Annotated in this window: 19 protein-coding genes and 1 pseudogene; 18 read left to right on the top strand and 2 right to left on the bottom strand. The window is 43.9% G+C overall.

Annotation, left to right across the window (positions count from 1 at the left end):
- The first annotated feature begins 241 nt into the window (after positions 1–241).
- From ACFQZR_RS19820 to ACFQZR_RS19865, 10 genes and pseudogenes are all read left to right on the top strand, one after another.
- Positions 242–487: a hypothetical protein gene (locus tag ACFQZR_RS19820; RefSeq protein WP_379349116.1), complete on the top strand. Its 246-nt coding sequence runs from the start codon at positions 242–244 to the stop codon at positions 485–487.
- Between the two features lie 238 nt (positions 488–725).
- Complete coding sequence (locus tag ACFQZR_RS19825) at positions 726–1079, top strand: DUF4258 domain-containing protein (protein ID WP_379349118.1); 354 nt, start codon at positions 726–728, stop codon at positions 1077–1079.
- A 179-nt stretch (positions 1080–1258) separates the two neighbouring features.
- Positions 1259–1519 (top strand): YgiT-type zinc finger protein, encoded by a 261-nt coding sequence (locus ACFQZR_RS19830; protein WP_379349120.1) that lies wholly within the window; start codon positions 1259–1261, stop codon positions 1517–1519.
- Positions 1520–1533: 14 nt separating this feature from the next.
- Entirely contained in the window at positions 1534–1803 is a 270-nt protein-coding gene (locus ACFQZR_RS19835; protein WP_379349123.1) for a helix-turn-helix transcriptional regulator, read from the top strand.
- 1744 nt (positions 1804–3547) lie between these two features.
- Positions 3548–5695, top strand: a complete 2148-nt coding sequence (locus ACFQZR_RS19840; protein ID WP_379349125.1) for an McrB family protein — start codon at positions 3548–3550, stop codon at positions 5693–5695.
- The gene (locus tag ACFQZR_RS19845) at positions 5664–8078 is read left to right on the top strand and encodes a DUF2357 domain-containing protein (protein WP_379349127.1); all 2415 of its coding nucleotides are present in this window, start codon (positions 5664–5666) and stop codon (positions 8076–8078) included. Before ACFQZR_RS19840 ends, ACFQZR_RS19845 begins: the two co-directional genes overlap by 32 nt.
- 268 nt (positions 8079–8346) lie before the next feature.
- Complete coding sequence (locus ACFQZR_RS19850) at positions 8347–9687, top strand: hypothetical protein (protein ID WP_379349129.1); 1341 nt, start codon at positions 8347–8349, stop codon at positions 9685–9687.
- A gap of 265 nt (positions 9688–9952) precedes the next feature.
- Positions 9953–10639 (top strand): nuclease-related domain-containing protein, encoded by a 687-nt coding sequence (locus tag ACFQZR_RS19855; RefSeq protein WP_379349131.1) that lies wholly within the window; start codon positions 9953–9955, stop codon positions 10637–10639.
- A gap of 56 nt (positions 10640–10695) precedes the next feature.
- Positions 10696–10890: pseudogene (locus ACFQZR_RS19860) on the top strand (hypothetical protein); the annotation flags it as partial.
- A gap of 25 nt (positions 10891–10915) precedes the next feature.
- The gene (locus tag ACFQZR_RS19865) at positions 10916–11800 is read left to right on the top strand and encodes an ADP-ribosylglycohydrolase family protein (protein ID WP_379349133.1); all 885 of its coding nucleotides are present in this window, start codon (positions 10916–10918) and stop codon (positions 11798–11800) included.
- Positions 11801–11878: 78 nt separating this feature from the next.
- On the opposite strand, the gene ACFQZR_RS19870 is transcribed toward ACFQZR_RS19865, so the two are convergent.
- Entirely contained in the window at positions 11879–12094 is a 216-nt protein-coding gene (locus tag ACFQZR_RS19870; RefSeq protein ID WP_379349135.1) for a helix-turn-helix domain-containing protein, read from the bottom strand.
- A gap of 112 nt (positions 12095–12206) precedes the next feature.
- Between ACFQZR_RS19870 and ACFQZR_RS19875 the strand changes: the two genes are divergently transcribed.
- Positions 12207–12479, top strand: a complete 273-nt coding sequence (locus tag ACFQZR_RS19875) for a hypothetical protein (protein WP_379349137.1) — start codon at positions 12207–12209, stop codon at positions 12477–12479.
- 119 nt (positions 12480–12598) lie between these two features.
- Positions 12599–13246: a Vat family streptogramin A O-acetyltransferase gene (locus ACFQZR_RS19880; RefSeq protein WP_379349139.1), complete on the top strand. Its 648-nt coding sequence runs from the start codon at positions 12599–12601 to the stop codon at positions 13244–13246.
- A gap of 155 nt (positions 13247–13401) precedes the next feature.
- Here ACFQZR_RS19880 and ACFQZR_RS19885 read toward each other — a convergent pair whose 3' ends face one another.
- Positions 13402–15774: an NPCBM/NEW2 domain-containing protein gene (locus tag ACFQZR_RS19885; RefSeq protein ID WP_379349141.1), complete on the bottom strand. Its 2373-nt coding sequence runs from the start codon at positions 15772–15774 to the stop codon at positions 13402–13404.
- Positions 15775–16021: 247 nt separating this feature from the next.
- Between ACFQZR_RS19885 and ACFQZR_RS19890 the strand changes: the two genes are divergently transcribed.
- From ACFQZR_RS19890 to ACFQZR_RS19915, 6 genes are all read left to right on the top strand, one after another.
- The gene (locus tag ACFQZR_RS19890) at positions 16022–16237 is read left to right on the top strand and encodes a helix-turn-helix domain-containing protein (RefSeq protein WP_379349143.1); all 216 of its coding nucleotides are present in this window, start codon (positions 16022–16024) and stop codon (positions 16235–16237) included.
- 416 nt (positions 16238–16653) lie between these two features.
- The gene (locus ACFQZR_RS19895) at positions 16654–18033 is read left to right on the top strand and encodes an ABC transporter substrate-binding protein (protein ID WP_379349145.1); all 1380 of its coding nucleotides are present in this window, start codon (positions 16654–16656) and stop codon (positions 18031–18033) included.
- A 113-nt stretch (positions 18034–18146) separates the two neighbouring features.
- Complete coding sequence (locus ACFQZR_RS19900; protein WP_379349147.1) at positions 18147–21005, top strand: extracellular solute-binding protein; 2859 nt, start codon at positions 18147–18149, stop codon at positions 21003–21005.
- A gap of 18 nt (positions 21006–21023) precedes the next feature.
- Positions 21024–21965, top strand: coding sequence for a carbohydrate ABC transporter permease (locus ACFQZR_RS19905; RefSeq protein ID WP_379349446.1), 942 nt, complete (start codon positions 21024–21026; stop codon positions 21963–21965).
- Positions 21962–22840, top strand: coding sequence for a carbohydrate ABC transporter permease (locus tag ACFQZR_RS19910; RefSeq protein WP_379349150.1), 879 nt, complete (start codon positions 21962–21964; stop codon positions 22838–22840). The genes ACFQZR_RS19905 and ACFQZR_RS19910 overlap by 4 nt, the downstream gene beginning before the upstream one ends.
- Before the next feature lie 16 nt (positions 22841–22856).
- Entirely contained in the window at positions 22857–24905 is a 2049-nt protein-coding gene (locus tag ACFQZR_RS19915) for a YIP1 family protein (protein ID WP_379349152.1), read from the top strand.
- Positions 24906–24917: the final 12 nt, after the last annotated feature.

Raw genomic sequence — 24917 nt, forward strand, 5'->3', positions numbered from 1 at the left:
ATGGATGGGCTTACCTATTCGATTTATCAAAATTGGAGAACTCGCAAGATGATGCCATTAACGAACACATTCGGGGCATTTATTTGTCAGTTATTGATGCATTGGCTGTACAAAGATCCAAAAAGCTAAAGAAAGGCCCCTTCGTGATCTGGAATTGTGTGAAGAGATTAGTGGGGATAACAACCTATATACGAATGGCTACATTTTATTCGTAACTCCTTTCTATTACGAAGTTGTTGGAATGGATGTTGATCCAATTGTTGAACAAATGTGGAAGCGTAAAGGCTATATTCGAGCTACCACAGCAACGCCAATATTTGAAGGCGCCGTACCTGCCTACATCTTTGCGGATGGGGTCATTTATCCAATTGAGTTGGATGAGGAGTTATTCTCTCAATTATTTGACATGTTTGAAGAACATCAGTATATGCTTTCTCTTAACAACCCCGGTATGACAATTCCTTCCAATCCATACGAACTAATCTAATTTCAGTCGAATACAGAGGAGATTGTGCGTATTTATGTTTAGTCATTTATAAATTCATCTATAGGTACATCGAAAATTGACTTATAGGTCAAGTTTCGATAATATAAGATTACGGTAAGATGTGCTCATTGACGATGACCTTCAACTTATACTCCGAGGGCATACTTACAATACGGTTTTGCCGACCGGGGGAGAGAGGTGTGAAAAAATGTCGGACGAGATCTCGCTACACGACCAGATGAAAGCAAAGATGACGGATCAAGCGATTTCCGTGTTTAAGTATCGTAAGGAGACCGGGGGGGCTAAAACTGTACTACTGAGCTATCACGCTCAAGAAGAAATGGCAGATGAAAACATTACCGCTAAAATGTTGATTAACTGTATGGCGGAAAAACCAGAGCTCATTGAGTTCCGTTGGGAGTATCCTGACACCCAAGCTAAAGGAATTTTTCTTTGTGAGCCGGATGAGTTCCCACCTTTCCACGTCGTTTGTAAGGTGGACAATGACAAGGCATTTGTAATTACAGCTTATCTGGTTTCATCTGATAAGTATAAAGGCGATAACAAGACTAGACAACCTAGGACGAAGTAGCACTTTTAAGATGTTTTAACTTGACGTTGAAAATAACGGTATTACATACCCTTGAGGTACCCTTCACCGGAATGTGGGGCCTCGAGGGGTAATCACCAAATATCATAGATCTTAAACCGATCACATATTTTGTTGGTCATTGACAGAACATATAAAATAAAACAGGAGTTGATACCTATATGAAATGTCCCATTTGCAAATCCACTCTCGTGGAGAAAACTGCAAATGCCAGGAGAGTTGTCAAAGGACAGAAGTTCACATTTAAAAACATTCCGGCATATGTATGTGAAAATGAACTTTGTGGTCAGATTATTTTTGATTCATTAATTATTGAGGAGTTGGATGAGGCGGCCGCAGTACTCAACCAAGAGGATCTAAACAAAGGGATTATTGGATACGAACAATTTAAAGAACGGTTAGCTCTTTTGCAAGTAAATTGATAGGATGATCCAGTATGGAAAAGAAGGAGCAACAGTACAAGGTTGTAAATTTCATTAGGGAGTATAGGAAGAAATTAAATATTACACAGGAACAAATTGCTACTAAACTAGATGTTAGTCCAACTTTCATCAATAAAATAGAGAATGGTGGGAAAACCCCTTCTCTAACGTTAGCTTTTTTGATCTTAGAGGCCATGAAAGACATTTACAGTGATGATAGGGGTTTATATTTAGAACTACGATTTGATGATGTATTTTCAATAGCACCGATCCAGACTGAGTAGGTCACGGTACATATGAGGGATTTTTAGGAGAAGGTTTTGTAAGAAGTATAAAGGTAAGATAAGTCAATTATGATAACCTTATTTATATAATTAATCCTTATTTTATAATACATTTATATTTGGGAATGGGATCAAAGTTTAATATCCCTTATTAATATGTACTTTAGTGATATTTATCAATCCTGTAAATACGGGAGTAGTTCCGGTCGCTTAATTAGATGTCGCTAATTCAATTGTTTATGAATAGCAAAATACATTGGTTTCAAAAAAGTAGCGGAAGCTTAGAATGTGTTGCATTACCGGGAGGTTGCCGCGGAGGTTCTTTGTATATTATTATATCTTTTGCTTTAGATCCAAGTTAAGGGATTGTCAGTGAGACTATATGAAATGATTGATGATTTAGAAGACCGGGAACCCTTATAACTTAAGGGATCTCGGTCTAATACTTTATTTTAACCAATTTGAAAAATGGAACAAAGCCATGGAGTCCTTATGGAGTAAGTTAGATGACTTGGAAGTTGAGTTAAGAACTCTTCGAACAGCGTTCGAATCCTACAGGGAAGAAAGAAATGATGCCCATACAGGAAGTATCAATGTCACTCATTCTTCGGAGGTCGACAACGATAAATGTATCTAAATCTTCCAGGAAATACGGGACCAACTCTTGCGAACCGGGTATTCCAATTTCCCCCTTTCTTGGAACACGGTAATACCAATATACAATTGATGATCGTAACGTTGTTCCATCATGGACGAGTATTCGCCATTCATCCAGTTCTTGATAAAAGACTAACTAATACAAAATGGCTTTCCTCAGAAGGGGAAAGCCATTTTGTAATTATGATTTTATTGTTTGTATACAATACGTTTTAAGGTATTCCTTTGCCTAATTCTTCATTACCTCATATTTTTCAAGCATGTCCATGTCATAAGAATCCAAACCCAGACCAAATTCTTTAATGATTGAAATGAACCCGTCTATTTTCTTCAAAGAACCTATTTCTTTTATATAGCTGTTTAATCCATATTTATTCAAGTGTTTACGAAAAGTTTCGAGTGTGCCGTGCATGAAAACTGCATTGGTTCTTGAAAACAATTCGGATAATGCTTACTTCGTACTTATAGATTGTATACGGCTAATCACAGCCGTATGGTATTTGTCTAAAAGTATTTTGTGAATCCTGATTAATTCTGTGTTATTCCTTTGAGTTATTTTAGTGTACTCGGTATAATCCGCCTTTTCAATGCATCCGTACTGTTTAAGGATATATTTCTCATTACATTTAGAACAGGTCATGTAACTATCGTATTCATTCCTTGTACGCATGTAGTCATCACGGTATGTAATAGTATCTGTATAATACCCGCCAGCTCCACAAGGACAATTACATTTCAAAGAGCTTTTTCTATCTATTTCATCCCATTCATTTCCCATGCGAATTTTCCTCCACTTGTATAACAACTATTATCAGTATAAAAGATTTTTGGAAAGGAGTCCCTATATTGGAAACGCTGAGATTAGCAAGCGGAATCTTAACCATTAAGATTTGACGCAGTTGAAGCAGCCCTTTATCTTTTTTGTTTCATTCTGCCCACTCCTATACTAAGAGAACAGCACTATCATTCTGGAAGTTTGTAAGTACGAATGAACTCCAAAGATAACCGTGCTCTTACCCAACCAAATGTACTATAATCTACCTATAATCTATTGATTTTCCACAATACATAAGTAGGTAGGTATCCGATGATCAAAAAAAACCGCAGCTGGTGGAAAGATGACACTATTCCTAATCTGATAGGGCGTAAGCAAATCGATTGGTCTATGTTTGAGTATGGGACGCAGATCCCTATTGATTTTTATGAAGATTTTTCCTTAGCAAATCGAAATATCGAGATTCCCTTAGGGCAAAGTAAAAAAGTTTATCTGATCCATGAAGGGGATCAGTTTGAGTGTAACTTAAGCCGAATCAACCAAAGAAAACAAAATAGAGAAGCACTCCAGATTAGATATGACGCGAACGCAGAGCTTAAGGATTACATGATTACCAAATATAACTCAACATATAATTATTTGCTCCATAAGCGAAGCCTGGCAGCGAGTACGAGAAACCCAATCACAGTCCCTGAGCAATTCTCGGAATACTTAGAATTTTACGCAACGGATAAACCATTTGTGTACGAGTTAAAATTCATCACGAATGATACGCCAATCCCGGAAGATCAACCGTCTATCTGGTGGGTCTGTCAAGGAACGTCTTATAATGCGCAGAAGCAGGAGGGCGTTCTGTGGGCTCCACTCAAGAACATCAATGGAAGGACGCAACATCATTGGGAGACGATGAAGGACGTGAAGGTGAACGACATTGTACTTCATTATTCTTCGGGGGCTTTACGCGCCGTCAGTCAGGTTCAGGCAGCAGCGATAGAGTCTCCGAAGCCAGCTAGTTTGTCCGATCAGCAGTGGGAGGAGACGGGGCGTCTAGTTGTAACGGAGTACCATGAATTGAATCCACCGATACCTCTAGAAGCCATTTCGCAAGATTTGCTCCAGCTGCATATTGCGAAGGGGCCGATTAACAAAATAGGTGGTGTAAACCAAGGGTATCTCTTCCCATTCACGATACAAGGGTTAAGTATTGTTCAGAACAAATCAAAGGACACGCCATGGCCAGATTTTACGCTCCTTTCTGAGATGGAAGAGGTAGAGCAGAACGTGGAACTCGTAACGATTAACGATGAAGAGACGAGCGCACATCTACAAATCGTCAAAGATTATATTCAGCAGCAAGGTTTTACATATCCAGAGTTCATGATTGAGAACTTTTATTTATCGTTGAAGACGAAACCATTCGTTATTCTAGCTGGGATATCCGGTACAGGAAAGACGAAGCTGATCCAGAAATTCGCCGAAGCCCTCGGTGCAACGGAAGCGAATGGACAGTTTACTCTTATACCTGTTAGACCGGATTGGAATGATCCTTCTGATTTAATCGGTTACAAGGACCTTAGTGGTACGTTCCGTCGAGGCAAATTAACCTATGTGTTGGAAGAAGCATCCGCGCCAGAGAATCAACAGAAGCCATATTTTATATGCCTGGATGAGATGAATCTTGCGAGGGTAGAACATTACTTCAGTGATTTACTTAGCATCTTAGAAACACAGCGTTGGCAAGAAGATCGCATTGTGACAGATACGGTGGTAGCTGAAGATCAGGTTGGTCGTAATCTTGGCATTCCGGAAAATGTATTCTTCATTGGGACAGTAAACATGGACGAAACCACGCATCCTTTTAGCAAAAAGGTACTGGACCGAGCGAATACCATCGAATTCAACCATATTGAGCTCGACAATTTTAGTGACCTAGAAGAAGCGGCAGTCTCTACTGAAGAGGATGCAGAGCCACAGTATCCAACTGCGCGTTTTCTGAGGAGCAACTATTTACAGTTAAAAGACGCGTACGCAAAGCATAAAGCACTCATCCAGAGTACGGTTAGTCAGTTGGTAGAGATCAATACGATTCTGGAAAGTATCCATGCCCATGTTGGTTTCCGTGTCAGGGATTCCATCTGCTTCTATGCGATATACAACGAGCGGTTTTCTTTGATGACGACTGAAGAGGCAATGGATATGCAAATTATGCAGAAAATCCTCCCCCGCATACAAGGGAATAACGCTGTCGTTAGAAAGGTAATTATTGAACTCTTGTTGCTTACGCTTAGCGGATCCACCACAAACAGTAAAGATTATGTGGACGGCGAGAGAGATATCGAGCAGCTATGGGCCAAGCAACTGAAAGAGAATAATGTGAAATACCCTCAATCGGCTAGAAAGCTCATTTACATGTTACGGAGGCTAGACGATGATGGATTCACTTCATTCTGGGTCTCTTAAGAAGAGTGTGGTCCTGCTACACATTGAAACGAATCTATTTGATCTCTACCTAGAGGGAAAACCGTATCACCCAACGGTAGATTTACTTCAACTGCATCGAACAGAGGAGAGAGAATGGGGGCGGGCGGATCTTCATGTGGCTTCCTTCTATGAACAATTGGAGATTCTATCTATTGCAGTTTTTAATCCTAAGACGGGAAAGTTAGAGCCTTGGCAGAATAACCAGGAGAGCTTTCCAATTTTCTACGAGACACAAACCTATAATTTATTGATCGAGAAGAAGGCGAATATCGATCTAACTTTTTACCATGAGAACTACGCGTTGCGCGAAGCCGTTATGCCGAAGGGTAAGCATATTTTATCGGGGAATCTTAACTTTCAGAATGAGATCGGATTTACGGAGCTGGAACTTCGACTGAATCGTTCACCGCTATTGAAGCTTCGGATGGAAATTTTCCCTGTGAAAATGGATTACAAAAGAGATTATCATGCTATTCTACAAGATGTGAATCATCAGATTCATAACTTGACGTTCGATTTTCTGCGCAAAACCTATCAACTAACCGGGCTCAAAGAGACGAACCAGCAGAGTTTGACGGAGTATTTCACAATATTACGGTACCTTTTTGACCAATTAATAAAAGCTGTTCAACGAATTGAAGGTTCCCCTCATACCAAGATGCATCAAGAGGAGCGCATCGTCCCGGCTGAGAGGGCAAAGAAAATCAATCACAAAACCATGCAATACTTGAGCAGACATCCGAAGCTGTTAGTGAAAGACCCAGCGAATGGGATAGTTCAGGTTAAGGGAGAACGCTATGCTCCTACGCATGTGTTAGATACGCGAAGAATCGTTAATTATGACACGCAGGAAAACCGATTTGTTCGTTGGGTGTTCCTTCGCATTGAGCGAAAATTGAAAGATTTGTGGGAACTGCTGAATGATCAGAAGAGACTTCAAGATCCCATGTTAGTTCAGAAGATAACCCGCATGCAGAAGGAAGTGCGCAGAGTGCTTCAGCTCGATTTTCTGCAAGTGGGATTGATGAAGCAAATGTCGGTTTCCTTGGTTATGCAGTTGGCTCCGGGGTATCGTGAAGTGTATAAGTCATATCTTATGCTGATGAAAGGTCTTGCCATCCAGGATGACTTATTCCAGTTGTCATTGAAGGATCTAGCTACTTTGTATGAATATTGGTGCTTCCTTAAGATCCACCAACTGCTTAGTAAGAAGTATGAGTTGGTAAGTCAGGACATCATCAAGCTAGACTATAGTGGAATCTTCGTTAAACTGAAAAAATCTGCCGCGTCGACCGTAACCTATCGCAATCCGAATAACGGGGAATTTTTTAAATTGTATTACAACCAGACCCTTCGGGGACCGACGCTTACGCAAAAACCAGATAACGTCCTTACGCTTAGGAAAATGGAAACGTCTACAGAGTATAAATATGTGTTCGACGCGAAGTATCGATTGAACCCAGCAGAGCCAGGGACTCCTTATTATACGAAGTATAGTGGACTTCCCGGACCTGAGGAGGGCGATATTAACACGATGCATCGTTATCGAGACGCTATCGTTCATTCAGAGAAAGATTCAGAAGAATTCGAGCGAACGATGTTCGGAGCATATGTATTATTCCCTTACCCGGATGAAGAGAAGTATAGGGAACATCATTTTTACAAAAGTATTAAGGCTGTAAATGTCGGTGCGTTTCCGTTTCTACCGGGATCTACAACATTGTTGGAAGAGTTCTTGGATGAGATCATTCTAGACAGTCCGGAGAATGCCTATGAGCGCGCTGTTCGGCCTAAAGGGTCGAAAGAGTATTACGATAACAAGTACAACGGCAAAAATGTACTGGTCGGTTGCATGAGTCGAGAAGAACAGTTGGAGATTTCGTTGCGGCATAAATTCTACCATACACCACTTGAAAACATTACAAATCACAAGCTGTTAACACAACTGGAATATGTGGCACTTTATCAATCGAAGAAGTTTTTTGGTAAGACGAGCGAGAGCGTTGGCGTGAAGTATTACGGGAAAATAAAAGACTGGAAGATTGTGAAGCGCAGTGAAATTACGGCTATTCCATCCAAACATAATCCCCCGGATAAACTTTATGTTGTGTTTGAAATCGAGGAGTGGGAAGTAAGGGAACAACTCATTCTCCCTGGTGGCCACGGGATTCGTAGCATCGCATTTACGTCAAAATACATATTCGATCGTGCAATGGAAATTGCTGAATTAAAGCTGGAGAATGAGGAAGAGTTACTTCTCTGGCGTGAAGCTCGCCGAAGAGGTCGTGTGGAAGTGAAGTTAGATCGTGAGCATCTTGACGATGCGAAGAAGGTTATGAGTGTAGGGTTGAAGGAAGAGTGAAATCTTACGACTACGATGAAAAGCTCCTTAATTAGCCTTGTCCCTTCGACCGTCCACAAAGCTTTATTAAGCTATTTAATGGGATGAAGCAAAAGCAGCTAGTGGAGTTGGTGAATAGCATTAAGGATAATGCGGTTAGGGTTGTTGGATGATTTTCTACGATAGAATCAAAGGCGGATAAGAAAAGCAAACCGTTCTTCCATATACGATGCGTGTTACTGAAGTATTGTCTCAATAAGTAATTCAAGGAAGAGGAGCTGGGATTACGGTGAACATACAAGATGTTTTGCAATCACTTGCGTGCAAAAGAAGTATTTTTCATAATGAGGCGGATTTTCAACATGCATTAGCTTGGGAGTTGCGGGAGTTTTATGATTGTAAAATCCGTCTGGAACGTCGGATGGATATCGATAGTAAGAGAGTATACTTAGATATTTTGGCAGAGAAGGATAATCGTAAAGTTGCTATTGAATTAAAATATAAGATGAAAGCAATCGAGTGTTCGATCCAAGGAGAGACATTTTCTTTATTAAATCAAGGCGCTCATGATATTGGTAGGTATGATGTTCTGAAAGACCTACAACGATTAGAACAATTATCAAAAAGAGGATTGATAGATGAGGGATATTTAATTTTTCTTACAAACGATTCTTCCTATTATCTTGAGCCATCTACTGAAAAAGCTACAGCTGACAAAGACTTTAGAATTCATCAAGGTAAAGGGGTTAACGGCATTTTATCGTGGAGCGAACATACTGGAGAAGGCACCATGAAGGGAAGAGAGGATTCGATTGTAGTAGAAGGAAAATATACTTTAGAATGGACCCCATATAGCCAAGTGGATCAATCGTCTCAAGGCAGCATAATGGCACTGACTGTTCACGTTAACTCACAGAAAAGCTCCCTCTCTGGTGAAGTCGTCAATAAACCTAAAAACATACATACACAAAGACCTGAAAAAGCAGTAATTCGTACTAGCAATGTACTGAATATAGAAACCTTACCGCTTCATAAATTGATCAGTTCCATTAATAATATCCCTTTGTCCCAAAATGATCTACGAGATAAAATATGCGAACAGCTTAAAGCTGCAGGTTATCGGACACAAGCTAACAGAGATTTTGGTCAGGCTAAAATAGATATTTGGGCAGAGAGTGACAATGAGCAGCTTGCTCTAGAAGTTCGTTATAAAACTGCCTTACTTCAAACTAATTATAACGGGAAAGAAATACACCTAAAGAATCAATGGGCGCAGGACATTTCTCGGTATGATTATTTAAAGGATCTTGAAAAATTAGAGAAAGTAGTAAGAGGTAGGCCTGGGGTTAAGGGGTATGCCATTATAATAACTAATGACCACAATTATTGGGAGAAAAGCAAGAGAGTTACTTCTGTAGATGAAGATTTTCGTGTTTATCAAGAACGTGCTGTACATGGGAAACTCGCTTGGAAGCATGCTTCCGCCGGAACTACTTTTAAACGAGAAGAGGCTATTACTATTGCAGGAAAGTACGTCTTGTGTTGGGTTCCATTTTTAACAGTAGGGTCTGGGAAAAATGAACTTTTTAAAATGCTTGTAGTGGAAGTGTGTGCGGAAGAGTTAGTATAGAAGATATTACTTGTGGCTCGCTTGGTGAGAAAAATAAGCCGATTAAATCAGAGAAGGCTCCAGAATGTTGGCGTGGAACGAACAAGTAGATTTCCCGAGCGATATTTGTGAAAACGCTCGGGTTATTTAGTTTCTCTCTCATTTATAATTATTACAGAAAACCTGACAGATAAGCTTACTATACAGGGATGCTCCAGACAAATATGCTTCAACGCGATATAGAAAGATGGACAAGTCCCGTAAAGTCGCAAGAGGAGTTGTAGAGATGTTAAACAAATTATTTGCCCTATTTAAAAAGGAATCTCCCAAGAAAACGGATGTTTCGAAAAACTCTAAGAAACCACAGCGAAAAAGGATCGAAGCGACTCGTATTGGAGAATTAGGTGAGCATAAAATAAACATCCAGTTGGATCAATTACCATCGGATTGCAAATATTTAAGTGATCTGTTAATTCCGAATTTGAAATCACGTTCGGGCTATTCTCAGATCGATCATCTCGTTATTTCACCCTATGGACTATTCGTCATTGAAACGAAAAATTATCATGGGGAAATCAAGGGAGGTCGAAGCGATAAGTATTGGAGCGTAAACAATCGTTTCAAAATGTATAATCCTCTCCTGCAAAACTATGGGCACATTAAGGCGCTTCAGTCTAATCTTGGCGAATTTAAAACGGCAAAATACATATCCATGATCTCTTTTACGATGAGATGCAGATTCAGCATAGATCCTGAACTGCGTAAAATTCATTCCGATGAGCTAATCGTCTATGATGTAGAGCTATCGGAGTTTATGAACCGGAAAATGATTCGACTAAAGTCTGAGCTTTCCACGCCGATTTTTACGCATGAAAACATCCAACTTATTTTCGAGAAAACGAATGGTATCAATATAACGGATCCAAAAGTTAGAGCAGAGCATGTTGCAAAAGCAAAAATAAAGAACAGCTGAAAGTTCGAGGCGCTTGTTGCATCCAAGCCTGATTTTACTTATACAAACTTACGCAAGCTCAGATTGTAATTCTTTGTAAGGTCATTGATTATATTGCTGAGAATGGATATATCGAAGCCACATCTATGCTAATGCGTCCTCCTTTCGATCGTCCACAAAGCTTTATTAAGCTATTTGATGGGATTAAGCAAAAGCAGTTAGTGGAGTTGGTTAATAGCATTAAGGATAATGCGGTTAGGGTTGTTGGATGATTTTAAAGAGAAGTGAGGTATCTCTATGAGCGATCAACAATTACTCGATAGAATCAAAGGCGGACTATACGGCGTAGCTGTCGGCGATGCATTGGGAGGAACGACTGAGTTCATGCATCCTCGGGAGATTAAAGCCCAGTATGGATATTTAACAGAAATTATCGGGGGCGGTGTCTGGCAGCTGGAACCTGGGGAAGTGACCGATGATACCATGATGACACTGTGTGTAGCAGAAGGCATTCTGGAAAATCCAGCGGTTCCAATGGAGTCGATTGGACGTAGGTTTATGGAATGGTATCACACGAAGCCAAAGGATATTGGTAACACGATTCGCCATGTTTTCGAAATTTACGAGGATAATTGGTTCGAGGCAGCGTTTTTATCGGATATGGATAGGGGTCTGAGTGGTGGGAACGGCTCACTAATGAGGTGCCTTCCTGTTGCATTAGCATATACCGATTTACCCGACATCGAACGAGTATCACGGATGCAATCGAAAATGACTCATTACGATGAGCGTTGTAGTGAAGCGTGTGTGATCTATAATCGAATTGCCCACCGACTTCTTAGAGGTGAAGAATTAAGAGATGCAATCGTTAGTGAGGTAGCAGGGACGGAATATGAAGCGTTCATAAAAGCGAAACCAGATTATGAACCAAGCGGGTATGTCGTTGATACTTTCGGATGGGTGCTGCATATTCTGCTCAATTCTTCGGACTTTAGCGAGGTCGTACAACAAGCGGCCAATCTAGGTGGAGACTCGGACACGATCGGTGCTATCGCTGGGGGTCTTGCGGGGATATATTGGGGCTATAATGAGATTCCATCGACATACGCCAATGCCATTTTGATCAAGGATCGTCTGGATGAAGTCTCGTTGCGATTGTATCGTTTACGGATTGGGGAGTAAGATCCCGGATCATTAAGAATAGAAAAAGAAGCTTCGGTAATCATGTTAATGATTATGAAGCTTCTTTTTATTAGAGTTCTATTCCTCAACCAAATCAATAATCTCCCGAATATCCTCTATATTCAAAGCTTCTGCAATCCTCTCAATATGACTAAAATTAATATTCTCCCGTTTGCCATTAGACAATTCACTTAACGCAGCATGTCTTACATCAGACAGCCTAGATAACTCACGCAAGGAAATATTATGTTGTTTGGTTAGCTCGGTTATTTTAACAACGACTTTTTTGGACATCAAATGAATCACCTTTCGAGCAATCATATAAAACGTTGACTATACGCATTAACGTACCATATAATATGTCCATAACTGGTACGTACATGCGTATCGAATTGGAGTGATAGCAATGCAAGATATCCTTACCAAATATGAAGAAGCCATCCAAGAAGAAAACATACTGATTCAAAGAATCGGACTTTGCAAAGAAATCATTAACGTTATTCTAGAGTATATCTCCAATAAGGCAGATGCTATTCATTTGCCTACTGCAGAGGACATTGTTACTGTCATCCATACGATGGGACAGGATCTCGATACAGAGTTGCTTCATTTGCAGCTAGAAATGGGTGTTCTCGAGAGGAAGATAAAAAGCTTAAGGGGACAGAATGAGTACACATAAATAAGATGTACCTTGATGAGATATTCACTACAATCGATTCCCTTTTTTGTATCCAGTTATCATCCCGAATATAATAAAGTCATAGTTGAAAAATTGGCTCAATAGAGGAGGAATCACCTATGGCACATGGTCCGAATCCGAATGCGATCTATCCGAACGAGGCGATCAAGAGCGTCTGCTTTATCAAAAATGTGGTCACGCGTCCGAACATCCAAGTAGGGGAGTATACATATTACGACGATCCGAATGGTCCCGAGCGGTTCGAGGAGCGCGTTACGCATCACTATGAATTCCTCGGTGACAAGCTGATCATCGGGAAGTTCTGCGCAATTGCGAAGGGTGTGGAGTTCGTGATGAACGGCGCGAATCATCGGATGAACTCTGCCAGTACGTATCCGTTCAATATTATGGGTGGCGGATGGGAGAAGAGCACGCCAACGCTGGATCAGCTGCCATTCAAAGGGGATACCGTCGTGGGGAATGACGTGTGGATCGGGCAAAACGTAACCGTGATGCCGGGCGTACATATCGGGGATGGGGCGATCATTGCGGCGAATTCGGTAGTGGCGAAGGATGTGCCTGCATACCACATCGCCGGTGGCAATCCTTGCAAAGTCATCCGCAAGCGATTTGATGACGAGACGATTGATTGTCTACTACAGCTACGCTGGTGGGACTGGCCTGCTGAGAAGCTATTCACGAATCTTGAGAAGCTGTGCAGCCCTGATCTGGAGCAAGTCAAAGCGTTGTTACGAGATGGCCAATGAACCTGGTAACATCATGATCAGTTCCTAATCAAACAAGGCGAGCATTCTCCTGTTGATCCCAGGAAACTCTCGTCAGAGAAACCTCCGATGCGCAGGTCTTGACCTGCGCATCGGAGGTTTTGTATATCGCATCTATTCAATACCGTTGAAACAAGCTATGGATTGGCGTTAATTAAGATCTTGGCGCCGCCCCAGTCTGCATGGTCATAAGCGTTCGTGTCGCCGACTTTCGTGACAACCAGCTTTAGCATGTTGGCTCCGGTGATATCGACATCGACATGCTGTACCGGTGAGCTGCCGTGCAATTCGCTGCTGTCGTAGATCATATTCCCATCGGACCATACTTGGAATATGACAGAACCATTGTCCCCAACTTCATCATCAATCCCTACGTCGGCAATGAATTTGGCAAATTTGCCGCCAATGTAATAGGTTATGGTTGAATCTGCATGCGTTCCAAGTCCTTTCTCATACGTTGTGCCATCTATGGTGATTGTTTGCCCATCCCCTGAACCGGACTCTCCATTGCTCCGATCTCGCTCAACAGGGCCCCAGCCGTTCTCCGCTTCAAGCCAATTTATATCGCTAAGGTAGGTATCCGCTGCCGGCGGAGCTGCAAACACTTTGATCTGGCTTGTTGCCTGTTTATCTCCTTGTTCATGACCTCGATAATTATAATCTGCCTTGGCATGGATGTCGTATACCCCCGTAGACGCATCGCCGGATACGGTCATATCCCACGTCGTGGTAATGGACTTTCCTGGGGGAAGGTTATGAAAGTTGGTCGGCGAAGTTGCATTCACGACCCATCCGTTAGGCGTCTGTAACTGAATTGCGATCCTCTGAAGCGCTATTTTACCGTTATTCGTAAATGTCGTCGTGACCTGGCCGGATTGACCTGCTTCAACCGTTGGATCTGCCGCTATTGTAAGAGTCGTTGCAGGCTGAGCCATATTCGGCGTGCCGGGTTGGACTCTGAACATGGCTGCCCCGTGGGACGGCACAACGGCGCTAATGATGTTCGTTGCTGCGCTCTCACTATGCTCCCATAGGTCTCGCACGACGTATACGGGAGCCTTCTTCAAGCCGAGCTCATCGATGTTGAGACTCATGGTTGTCGATGCTTGGCTCCGGTTAAAGAACAATACAGCCTTGTCACCGTTAGATAATGGTTTTACCCATACTTCATAGTCTCCGTCGTCACGTATTTTACTTCCCTGTACACCTGCCGGATCCTGGTCGATGGCAATGACTTCCTTGTTCAGAAGGATTTCCTTCGTAGCATCCGACATGGCTGTAATATCATTGCCTGCGATGAGAGGCGATGCCATGATGCTCCACAAGCTGAAGTGCGCACGGTACTCCGTATCTGTCATCCCGCCGTTGCCAACCTCCAGCATATCCGGATCATTCCAGTGTCCCGGGCCTGCATATTGGGCAAGTACGGAATTTTCGTCCAATAAGGTTGTCATACTGTCCCATGTATCGGTGATATCGCCGGTTGTACGCCAGAGATGTCCTACCGACGGACCCCATAACCATGGTTTATTGGCTCCCCATTCACAAATACTGAATATGATTTGGCGTCCTGTCGCTACGAGTGCATCTCTCATGGCTCCGTATTGTTGTTCCGAGATCTTGGAGCCGTCCTCCGGGTTGTAGAACTTTATCGTATTTTCACCTTGCTGTAAAGTAACTTGAATAGGATAAGCAGCGACAGTACCCCAGCCGCCTGAAGAAGGAAGGCTGTATTGTTGTCCCGTACCGCCGTTCACGCTGACGTACAGATTTCTACTGGCGTCCCCATTAAGATAGTAAATGGTTAACGTATAAGTGCCTGCCGTAGGTGCATTGATTTTATTGATAATCAACTCACCGGAGTTATTGCCGATGAATCCGACCTTCGAGCCAGCTATTTTGGCGTTTCCGACAAGCGTATTGTCAGGTGATTCCGCTTCATATGTCTTGCTGTTCTTTCCATCGGATATAACGATCTTATCTAGATCTGGCGCGTAGGTAGAAGGTCTCTCATTATAGCAGAAATCATATTTTAAATAGTCCACTTCCCATTCCGCGAATTTTGCAGCGTCTCTTTTCTCATTGCCTTGGCTCGCCGGTAGACCCATACAGGTCTTCGTACCGTTAGAAGAGTAAATCCCAAGCTTTAAGCCTTTACTGTGAACGTAATCCGCAACCCCCTTGATTCCGTCGGGGAATCTAGTAGGGTCGGGCACGAGGTCGCCGTTCGCATCCCTGGATCCAGCCATCCAGTTATCGTCGATGTTGATATACTCATAGCCTGCATCCTTCATGCCGTTCTCTACCATAGCGTCTGCCATGGCCATAATCTTCCATTGATCAATATTGCCGCCAAACTTGTTCCAGCTGTTCCATCCCATAGGGGGAGTGAGGGCAAGTCCATCATCTAATGCATATGCCGTTGGAGTCAGTTTGCTCATGACGCCTGTCTGGATCCATAGGGCACATACCAATGCAATGGATAACAATAACACTTTGAACCTACGCATACGATTACCTCCAAATGATTTAATTCTTTGTATCTGCCATCGTGTATGTAATAATTCTCTTATTTATCACCAGCCTTTCAATTTGATGGAGATATATTACATTTTTGGGAAACGAAATCATTTACATATTATGCAATCGCCTATTTACGTATGCGGCAAATCTTGATGCGAAGAAGGTTATGAGTGTGGGGTTGAAGGGGGGGAGTATGAAATAATCCCAACTACGACTCCTTAATTAACCTTCGACATGTTAATTTTTAAACAATGGACAGGCAAGACGTTCAACCGCTATGTAACCGACCTTCGAATCCGTAATGCAACCATACTGTTAAAACAGCCAGAATTAACAGTTACGGATGTATGCTATTCTGCGGGCTTTAATGATCTGCCCTATTTTTGCAGAATATTCAAGAAATACACGGGGCTTTCTCCGGCTTACTATCGAAAGCAGGCCATACAATAGCGAGATGCAATATCGTACGATAATCCAATTTTTTCATACAATAGTGAAACGAAAAATATGACATCCATGTTACTATGACTGTTAAGCGCTTACAAATAAGTTAGCAATCAGAGTAACAAGGGTGTTTTTTAAAATTATTTTGGAGAATATATTCTATCTAACTATCAAACCCGAAAGAAAATATTCTACAAAATTAACAATTTTCCTTATTTCTCTTATTTTTTTACATGTATAATGGATTATTTTGGTTGTAAAGTGAAGGAGTTAATCTTAAGGACTGAATCGCTTGAAAGGGGGGATGCTGCTCATGATGCTTTATCGGACACGGCATAATAATTTCACACCCATGTATAGAGCCCAAGCCGTATCTGTGTGATGGTTGAATGTCAGCATATCAAATTGGGAGGTTGGGATTTGTGTTTAAAAAAGCGAAGCGGTTTTCCGTACTATCCATTGTGTTAGTGATGGTGTTAGTCACAGCCTGTTCCGGCGGAGGCGGTGCGAAGCCAGCAGATCAGGCTAAAGGCAACGATAATAAGCCTGCAGTGGAGAACAAACAGCCAGATCCGCAACCAGAACCACCTAAAGAAGAAGTCATCGACATGAAAAACAAGCCAATCCGCGTTATGTCTTGGGGAGTTCCTTTCGGTGAAGCGGGCTCAGAATTAGGTGAAAAGAAGATCGCGCTGGAAAAGGAAATGTCAGCTAAGTACAACACGAAATTTGAACATGTTCAAGCAACTTGGAATGACATTGGCGATAAAGTTGTGACCTCGGTAATGGCAGGCGAACCAATTGCTGATATCTTTTTGATCGAAACCAATCGTGCGATTCCTGCAATGGTAAAGAACGATATGTTGACACCAATCAGTGATTTCTTGGATGTAAATGATCCGAAATGGCCTGCGAAAATGAAAGAAATTGGCGGCTATAACGGTAAAGCATACGGTTTTACAACAAGTCTTGGCGGAGGCTCAGGCATATACTACAACCGCGGCCTTATTAAGAAGGAAGGGCTGGAAGATCCGCAAGAGCTAATGGAGAAGGGCCAATGGAATTGGGAATCCTTCCTCAACATTGCTAAGACGGTAACGAAAGATACAAATGGTGATGGTCAACTTGATCAATATGGCGTGGCCCTCGATGCGAACAGCTTTGTTCGTGCTTTGATAGCTTCGAATGGATCGGACATTACAAAGGTCGTAGACGGTAAGGTCGTTTATGACGGTGAGAATCCTGGAGCTATGGAAGCGCTGCACTTCTTTAACGATCTGTACCAAGTTCATAAGGTTGTTAAGCCTAATAAGGACGGCAACTGGGATGATTATATCAATTCCTTTAATAAAGGCAATATCGCGATGCGCTATGGCGAGTTCTGGGAAGGCGAAGGCATCAAAAACAGCATCGGTGACGATTACGGCTTTATTTTCTACCCTAAAGGACCAAAAGCTCAAGATTACGTGTACTCCACAGATGCTGTAGGTATGTGGTGGGTACCTAAGGGCGCTAATCAGGATGCAGTGAAGCTGTTTATCGATTATCTGTTTGAAACCGCGCCTCCAGCAGGTGAAGTAGACGCTTGGGTAGAAGCGCAGTTCGCTGATGAGAAAAGCTTGCAAAACAGTCAGAAGATGGCCGATTATATTAATTTGGTAACTTGGGCCGGTGTTCCAGAATTTGGAGCTACCATCCGACAAACATGGAACGACATCGGCGCAGGAAAAGAGACTCCTGAAACAGGTATGGCAAAGGTTAAACCTGTATTGGAAGGCTTGATAAAAGCGGCAGAAAAATAACAAGGTTGTAAATCGGATCGAATGGACGGGCGGAGCGGATCGAGCATGATATCTCATGTTGGTTCCGCTCCGGTTTATTAGAGCCTTTTTGCTGACACCAAAGGGGGATATGCATGAGAGCTAGAGTTATTAGCAACCGTGTGATATTCGTCGTCCTAGCAATGCTGCTCTTCTCAGTATTGCTGCTTGTGAACTATAGCTCTGCTGAGGAAGAAGTAGTAAAGCAGAAGTCAGACGGCGACGCTAACATTGCGCTGACGGATCCGCGATCATATGCCGCTTATGCGGATCGATACAAGAATGAGGCGCGTCCTGAGGCGACTATTCGACTTGAAGGAGAGCAATATAAGAGCTCCGCAGAGATGACTCCTAAACCAATGAATATGGACGGTACAGATGGGGTACTTACCGATGAGATTGGTGAAATAAGCTGGGAGTTTGAAGTCCGAGAGAGCGGCTTGTATGATATCGCACTTCGTTATTACCCAGTGGCGGGAAGAAATGAATCCATTGAAAGAAAGCTGCTCATCGACGGAGAGTCGCCGTTTAACGAGGCGGATCGTATGTTATTCCCTCGTATCTGGGGCAATAAGCAAGATTCCATCAAGCAGGATATGAATGGAAACGATCTTCGTCCATCGCAGGTGGAGAAGCCGGCATGGCGCGATATGAAGCTTCAGGATAGTGATGGCTATGTGGATGAGCCATTTTCTTTCTATTTTACCGCAGGGAAGCACGTTCTGACCCTGAAGTCGGAACGAGAGCCCATGCTTATTGATTACATTGAGATCCAGAAGTCGGAGCCAATGCTGACATATGTGGATTGGGAGCGGGAATTTACCAATAAAGGATACGAGAAGAAACAGGGAATACAGTTGAAGGTACAAGGTGAGCAGCCGCTCTATACATCGAGCCCAACACTGTATCCAACATCAGATCGATCCAGCCCTGCAACTGAGCCGTATGAGGTCAGTGTCATCCGGCTGAACACGATCGGTGGAACCAATTGGCGTTTGCCTGGCCAGTCGGTCACATGGGGCATTGAAGTGCCGGAGGACGGTTTGTACAATATTGCAATTAAGTACAGACAGAACCTCGTTAAGTCTCAAAATGTACCTCGCAGGCTGACGATTGATGGCAAGGTGCCTTTCAAGGAAGCAAGTCAGGTCATATTTGAGCCAAGTTCTGGTTGGCAGATGATGGAGGTCGGCGGCGAGGAAGAGCCGTATTGGTTCTACCTCGAGAAGGGCATGCATCAGCTGACGCTTGAAGTGACGCTGGGCGACATGAAACCGATTCTGAGCCAAGTGGAATCATCCATTCTGGAGCTTAATCGACTGTATCGCGAGATCATCATGATCACGGGGGCTTCGCCAGACCCTTACCGCGATTATCAGATGACGAAACGGATACCGGATCTTCAGAAGCAATTCCAGGTGCACGCAGATACCCTCCAAGCTATTGTTACAGAGCTGGAGAGGATGTCTGGAGGACTTGGCGAACGAACCGCTGCCATCCAGACCTTCCAGTTTCAATTGAGCGAGCTGGCCAGGGATCCGGAGTCTATTGTGAATCGCATAGGTTCATTTAAGAACAATATCGTTGCTTTAGGTACATGGATCTTGACTGCGAAGGAGCTGCCGCTAGAGATCGATTATCTTCTATTGACTTCTGACGGTACCGAGCTGCCTGATCCGGAAGCTGCTTGGTATGAAAAGGTATGGCACGAAAGCAAGTCATTCGTCTATTCCTTCTTTACCGATTACAGCAGTGTGGGATCGAGTGCAGCAAGCGATGATGCAGTGGAAGTATGGATCACGGGAGGTCGAGATCAGGCGCAGGTTATCAAGACGATGATCGAGACAGAGTTCACGCCGAAAAAGGGAATTGCGGTCAATTTGCAGCTTGTTGATCCAGCTGTCATGCTTCCTGCCACGTTAGCAGGCTCGGGTCCGGACGTAGCCCTTATGCACGGTGAGGTAGTCAACTTTGCTTTACGGGATGCAATCATAGATCTCTCGCAGTTCGATACCTTTGAACAGGTGAAATCACGCTTCCATCCAGAAGCTTTCGTTCCGCTCCAATTTAACGGCGGTACATATGCGATCCCAGAGCAGCAAACGTTTCCAATGCTGTTCTATCGAAAGGACGTGCTGGATGAGCTCGGAGTCGAGATGCCTGAGACCTGGGAAGATATCTACGATTTGATCCCTGTGTTGAACAAGCATCATATGAATATCGGATTGACACCGCAATTGACCATGGATACGCTCCTCTTCCAGAACGGCGGCAGCTATTATGAGGGTGACGGGATTAAGTCGGCGCTGGATTCGGAAGAGGCGATGGAGGCGTTTAAGCAGTGGACGGATCTATACCGGAATTACAAGGCACCGCAAACCTTTGACTTCCTTAACCGCTTCCGTGTCGGTGAGATGCCGATCGGTATTGCCGATTACACAACCTATAATTCATTGATCGTATTTGCGCCTGAGATTCGAGGACTATGGGGCTTTATGCCGATACCCGGCTATAAGGACAGTGATGGTAAGATTCATCGAGAAACCGTAACGAGTGCGAAAGGTTCTGTAATGTTCAAATCGGCGAAAAACAAGGAGCAGGCATGGGAATTCATCGACTGGTGGACTAGCAAGGAAGCACAGCTAGCCTACGGCAGAGAGATGGAAGCGATACTGGGAGCTTCGGGACGATATCCGACAGCTAACCTGGAAGCGCTTCAAGAGCTTCCATGGCCCGTTAAAGATATCAACGCTTTAATGGATCAGATGGAGTGGGTGCGCGGTGTGCCAGATGTGCCGGGCGCATATTCGACGCAGCGTCATTTGAACAATGCCTATTTCAAAGTGTTGAACCACGGATCGAATCCGCGCGAGACATTGAAGGACTATGTGCGAATCATTAATCAGGAAATCACGGTTAAACGGCGGGAATTTGATCTGCCGATCGCTGAATAGGGGTCGAGAAATATGAACATGGTTCAACCAAAAGCAGAAGCCAAGCGTCGCGGTCTGAAGTTAAGAACAGGCAAGCTGCTTCATCAGATGAGATTGAACCGGCAATCTTACTTCATGCTGGCGCCGTATTTTTTAATCTTTTTCACGTTCACTGTATTTCCGGTATTAATGTCCATGCTGCTTAGCCTCACTGACTTTAATATGCTTCAATTTCCCGATTGGGTTGGGCTTCAGAACTATGCTCGGCTGTTTATAACGGATGAAGTATTTCTGATCGCTATTAAAAATACGATCATACTCGCGACCATTACTGGACCGGTCAGCTACATTGCCTGCTTCATACTGGCATGGCTCATAAACGAGCTGTCTCCCAAAATGCGCGCGTTCGTAACGCTCGTCTTTTATGCACCATCCTTGTCAGGCAGCGCCTTTATCGTATGGAAGCTGCTCTTTTCAGACGATTCGTACGGCTATATCAACGCGTTTCTATTGGAGAACCGTTTCATATCGGATCCCATCTTGTGGTCGACAAGAACAGATTTAATATTACCGATTCTGATTATTGTCCAGCTGTGGCTCAGCTTAGGAACGAGCTTTCTCGCATTCATCGCCGGTCTGCAAGGCATGGATAAGACACTGTATGAAGCGGGGGCAGTTGACGGTATTCGCAATCGCTGGCAGGAATTGTGGTATATTACTCTGCCATCCATGAGACCGCAGCTTATGTTCGGAGCGGTCATTCAGATTACAGCTTCCTTCGCTATTTCGGAAGTGTCCAAGCAAATCGCGGGCTTCCCGAGCATTCAGTATGCCGGTCATACGATTGTAACGCATCTAGATGATTATGGCGGCATTCGTTTCGAGATGGGTTACGCATCAGCAATCGCTACTGTACTGTTTGTGATTATGCTCAGCTCGAACCTGGTCGTTCAAAAATTGCTGCGGAAAGTCGGTGAATGACGATGAAATTACTTCGAATTCGCCGTAAGCGCCTTAACCGTTCAATGCCTGTAGACATTTTGTTGTTCCTGCTGCTTTCCGCAGTTGGAGTGTTTATGGCGCTGCCGCTAGTCTTTGTGATTAACAATGCGTTTAAGCCGATCGATGAGATCTTTATATTCCCACCGAAGTTTTTCGTTCGTTATCCGACTTTGAAAAATTTCGAGGATCTCTATCATCTGCTGGCAGCGTTCTGGGTCCCCTATACACGGTATATATTCAATACGGTATTTATCGCTGTCGTTGGAACAGCAGGGCATGTCATTCTCGCTTCGCTTGCCGCTTATCCGCTCGCGAAGAAGCAGTTTCCAGGCAAGAAAGTGCTGTTTACGTGCGTCGTACTATCGCTCATGTTCTCTGCGAACGTTACAGCGATTCCGAACTACATGACGATGTCTTGGCTCGGACTTCTGGATAGCTATTGGGCTGTCATTATCCCGGCCTTCGGTTCCTCGCTCGGACTATTTCTCATGAAGCAGTTTATGGAACAGATGGTTCCAGACAGTGTGCTTGAGGCGGCGAGAATCGACGGATGCAGTGAAGTGAGAATCTACTGGAAGATTGTGATGCCAATGGTCAAGCCGGCTTGGATGACGCTCATCATCTTCTCCTTTCAAGGGCTGTGGGGAAGCGGAGGTTCAGGCAAGGTGTACATCTACAGTGAACAATTGAAGACGATTGACTATGCGCTAGGTCAAATATTGTCGGGGGGGATCGTCAGAACGGGACCTTCTATGGCGGCGACACTGCTTATGATTTCAGTGCCGATTGTCCTCTTCCTCATTACACAGAGCAACGTCATTCAGACGATGACTACCTCTGGAATGAAGGATTGAAAGGTGGGACGACTCAATGAAACGGTTATGGAAATTGTTCTTTACTATGCTCATCCTTACGTTGCCGTTCGGTTCTGTGGTCTCGTCCGCTCCCTACTACGGCTATCAGTATACGAGCTATGGAGAAGCAGCTCCGGCTCCTCTGCCGTATCTGCCAGATACCGTTATTTACGGTAAGGCTACAGGTGCCGGAGAGTTTAAAAGTCCAGAGGATCTGTTTGTAGGGCCGGATGGAGCAGTTTATGTCGCGGATACGGGCAACAACCGCATCGTGGTCATAAATGAGCAATGGAAGCAAACTCGCATTATTGATTCCTTTATGAATAATGGCAGCAAGGAAACGTTCAACCAGCCGCGCGGTGTGTTCGTGAATGGACTGAACCATGTTTATGTGGCGGATACGAACAACAACAGAGTCGTTATTCTGGATGAACAGGGCAAGCTGATCCGTATCGTGAATGCACCAGAAGCTGATGTCGTAAGGGAAGATTTCAAGTTCATACCTACCAAGCTGGCTTCCGATCGAGCAGGACGATTATTCGTTATTAGCCAGGGTATATATGACGGTATTGTAGAGTACGATGCCAACGGTGTCTTCACTGGCTTTACTGGACGAAATGATGTCAAATTCAATGCGGCCGATCTGCTCTGGAAGCGGCTTGCGACCGACGTGCAGCGCCAACAGATGGCACTGTTCATTCCGATTGAATTCAACAACTTAGACATTGACAAGGATGGCTTCATCTATGCAACGACGTCGGAGAACAGCTTTAAGACCAAGATGGTGAAGCGCTTGAATCCTTCCGGTATTGATGTGCTGCGTGAAGACAGCGACTTCCCGGTTATCGGTGATTACCGCAGTGCGAGGGCAGGAAGCATTCAGGGAAGCTCTACTTTCGTGTCCATTTCCGTATATGAAAATGGAATATATGCAGCGCTTGATGCCAAACGAGGCAGAGTGTTTGTATATGACGACGACGGTAATCCGCTGTTCCAATTTGGCCAGGTCGGGGATAAGTTGGGTAACTTTCGCGCCCCTGTCAAGGTGGAATGGGTCGACAAAAACGTGCTGGTTCTCGACCAAGCGTTGAATCGAATTACGGTATTCACACCTACCCGATACGGCAATCTGCTGCTGGATGCCTCTTCGGCTTATCAGGAGGGCCGCGATAAAGATGCGGCGCAGCTTTGGATGGAAGTGTCTAAGCTGAACAATAACCTGGAGCTGGCGCATGTCGGTATCGGTAAGGCGCAGTTGGAAGCTGGCGATAGCGAAGCGGCTATCGAGAGCTTTAAAACGGGGATGTCCTTCCCTTATTATTCCCGTGCTTTCGGCATGTATCGCAAGGAATTCATGTGGGAGAACTTCGCCTACATCTTTATTGGTGTCGTGCTGTTTATCGCGGCTGCTCTATTTGCGAGAAAGCGGCTGCCGCGTTTGACGGCTGAAGACGGAGGTCCGATCAGGCTGGCATTCCGCACATGCATAAGGCCGTTTTCGATGTTCTGGGAGCTCAAGTATGAGAAGAAAGGCAGAGTATGGGTAGCGCTCGGTATTGTTGCCGGTGTAGCCTTCATGAATGTGATGCGAGCCTTCTATTCCGGCTTTCTTATTTACGGTGACTCCGACCAATATATGAACAGCTTGCAGGAAGCCGCTGTTATCATCATCCCATTCTTCGTTTGGTGTATCGCAAACTGGTCCTTAACGACGTTAATGGACGGTGAAGGCACATTTAAGGATATCGTGATCGCTACTGGCTACGCTATGCTGCCGCTGCTCGTGGTATCCGTGATTCAACTGGTGTTCAGTTGGTTCATTACACAGGAAGAGATAGCCTTCTATTTAATGTTTGAATCGATCGCCACGCTATGGTTTATCGGCTTGCTGTTTGTCGGCACGATGACAGCGCACCAATATACACCTCTCAAAACAGTCATCACGATGCTGCTTACGATTGTCGTGATTGGAATTATCATCTTCTTAGCGTTATTGTTCTTTAGCTTGGTACAGCAGTTGGTCATATTCGCGACAACAGTCTATAGGGAATTGTCATTACGTTAACGAGGTGGAGCC

It is taken from the genome of Paenibacillus sp. GCM10027629 (genome assembly GCF_042676425.1).
In the GTDB taxonomy this organism is placed as follows: domain Bacteria; phylum Bacillota; class Bacilli; order Paenibacillales; family Paenibacillaceae; genus Paenibacillus_K; species Paenibacillus_K terrigena.

Coding starts and splice junctions, on each gene's coding strand:
- ACFQZR_RS19820 (WP_379349116.1), top strand. CDS start 242: ATGGATGTTGATCCAATTGTTGAACAAATGTGGAAGCGTAAAGGCTAT.
- ACFQZR_RS19825 (WP_379349118.1), top strand. CDS start 726: ATGAAAGCAAAGATGACGGATCAAGCGATTTCCGTGTTTAAGTATCGT.
- ACFQZR_RS19830 (WP_379349120.1), top strand. CDS start 1,259: ATGAAATGTCCCATTTGCAAATCCACTCTCGTGGAGAAAACTGCAAAT.
- ACFQZR_RS19835 (WP_379349123.1), top strand. CDS start 1,534: ATGGAAAAGAAGGAGCAACAGTACAAGGTTGTAAATTTCATTAGGGAG.
- ACFQZR_RS19840 (WP_379349125.1), top strand. CDS start 3,548: ATGATCAAAAAAAACCGCAGCTGGTGGAAAGATGACACTATTCCTAAT.
- ACFQZR_RS19845 (WP_379349127.1), top strand. CDS start 5,664: ATGATGGATTCACTTCATTCTGGGTCTCTTAAGAAGAGTGTGGTCCTG.
- ACFQZR_RS19855 (WP_379349131.1), top strand. CDS start 9,953: ATGTTAAACAAATTATTTGCCCTATTTAAAAAGGAATCTCCCAAGAAA.
- ACFQZR_RS19865 (WP_379349133.1), top strand. CDS start 10,916: ATGAGCGATCAACAATTACTCGATAGAATCAAAGGCGGACTATACGGC.
- ACFQZR_RS19870 (WP_379349135.1), bottom strand. CDS start 12,094: ATGTCCAAAAAAGTCGTTGTTAAAATAACCGAGCTAACCAAACAACAT.
- ACFQZR_RS19875 (WP_379349137.1), top strand. CDS start 12,207: ATGCAAGATATCCTTACCAAATATGAAGAAGCCATCCAAGAAGAAAAC.
- ACFQZR_RS19880 (WP_379349139.1), top strand. CDS start 12,599: ATGGCACATGGTCCGAATCCGAATGCGATCTATCCGAACGAGGCGATC.
- ACFQZR_RS19885 (WP_379349141.1), bottom strand. CDS start 15,774: ATGCGTAGGTTCAAAGTGTTATTGTTATCCATTGCATTGGTATGTGCC.
- ACFQZR_RS19890 (WP_379349143.1), top strand. CDS start 16,022: ATGTTAATTTTTAAACAATGGACAGGCAAGACGTTCAACCGCTATGTA.
- ACFQZR_RS19900 (WP_379349147.1), top strand. CDS start 18,147: ATGAGAGCTAGAGTTATTAGCAACCGTGTGATATTCGTCGTCCTAGCA.
- ACFQZR_RS19905 (WP_379349446.1), top strand. CDS start 21,024: ATGGTTCAACCAAAAGCAGAAGCCAAGCGTCGCGGTCTGAAGTTAAGA.
- ACFQZR_RS19910 (WP_379349150.1), top strand. CDS start 21,962: ATGACGATGAAATTACTTCGAATTCGCCGTAAGCGCCTTAACCGTTCA.
- ACFQZR_RS19915 (WP_379349152.1), top strand. CDS start 22,857: ATGAAACGGTTATGGAAATTGTTCTTTACTATGCTCATCCTTACGTTG.